The organism is Methylobacterium sp. B1, assembly GCF_000333255.1.
Taxonomy (GTDB): domain Bacteria; phylum Pseudomonadota; class Alphaproteobacteria; order Rhizobiales; family Beijerinckiaceae; genus Methylobacterium; species Methylobacterium fujisawaense.
This window is the reverse complement of the sequence record NZ_BACT01000112.1, coordinates 1-919: the sequence shown is the minus strand read 5'-3', so window position 1 is coordinate 919 and position 919 is coordinate 1. Positions and strand designations below refer to the sequence as shown.

General features: G+C 66.5%; 3 protein-coding genes. All 3 read left to right on the top strand.

What is annotated here, in order from left to right:
• Positions 1 to 207 (top strand): 50S ribosomal protein L16 (rplP, locus tag I53_RS03360; RefSeq protein WP_043346671.1); only part of this gene is annotated, 207 nt, incomplete at its 5' end.
• Between the two features lie 12 nt (positions 208 to 219).
• Positions 220 to 435 carry a 50S ribosomal protein L29 gene (gene rpmC, locus I53_RS03355; RefSeq protein ID WP_043346669.1) on the top strand — a complete coding sequence of 72 codons (216 nt, stop codon included), beginning with the start codon at positions 220 to 222 and terminating at the stop codon, positions 433 to 435.
• 22 nt (positions 436 to 457) lie between these two features.
• Entirely contained in the window at positions 458 to 721 is a 264-nt protein-coding gene (gene rpsQ / locus I53_RS03350; protein ID WP_043346666.1) for a 30S ribosomal protein S17, read from the top strand.
• Positions 722 to 919: the final 198 nt, after the last annotated feature.

Sequence of the window (919 nt, the reverse complement as noted above, 5' to 3'; positions counted from 1 at the left end):
CCGGACGTGCCGGTCTCGTCGAAGCCGACCGAGGTCCGCATGGGCTCCGGTAAGGGCGCCCCGGACTATTGGGCGGCCCGGGTCCATCCCGGCCGGATCATGTTCGAGGTCGACGGCGTTGCCGAGAACATCGCCAAGGAGGCGCTCCGCCTCGGCGCCGCGAAGCTTCCGATCCGCACGCGGGTCGTCCAGCGCATCGCCGACTGAACGGAGGATATCGTGAAGTCGACCCAGAGAGTGTCTGATCTCAAGGCCCTGTCGCCGGATCAGCTGAATGACGAGTTGATCAACCTCAAGAAGGAGCAGTTCAACCTGCGCTTCCAGGGGGCCACCGGCCAGCTCGAGAACGTCGCCCGCGTCCGTGAGGTCCGTCGCGACATCGCCCGTGTCCGGACGCTGCAGCGCGCGAAGACGCTGCAGGCGGCCAAGAGCTGATACGGGCCGCTAGGAGAACACCATGCCGAAGCGCATCCTGCAGGGCACCGTCGTTAGCGACAAGGGTGAGAAGACCATCGTGGTCAAGGTGGAGCGCCGCTTCACCCACCCGGTGATGAAGAAGACCGTCCGCCGCTCGAAGAACTACCACGCGCACGACGAGGCGAATGTCGCCAAGGTCGGGCAGACGGTGTTCATCGAGGAGTGCCGTCCCTTCTCGAAGACCAAGACCTGGAAGCTGGTCGAGGGCGACGCCGCCCAGGCCGAGGCCGGCGAGGCCGCCTGATCCTGGGATCCCGGCGGCTGCGGTCTCCGCATCCGCCTGATCCCGGCCCGCGACGCTGCGGGATGGCCCCCGAGACGGGTCCATTCCTGGGTCGCGGCATGACCGGTTCGACGAACGCCCGGACGCATTCGACTCGTAAGAGCCGGATTCGTGCCGGGCTTCGTCGTTTCGGCATCCTGCGATCTGAATGCGTGTGCA

Bases quoted from the DNA above. Each gene is read 5' to 3' on its own strand.
- rpsQ (WP_043346666.1), top strand. From the start codon at position 458: ATGCCGAAGCGCATCCTGCAGGGCACCGTCGTTAGCGACAAGGGTGAG.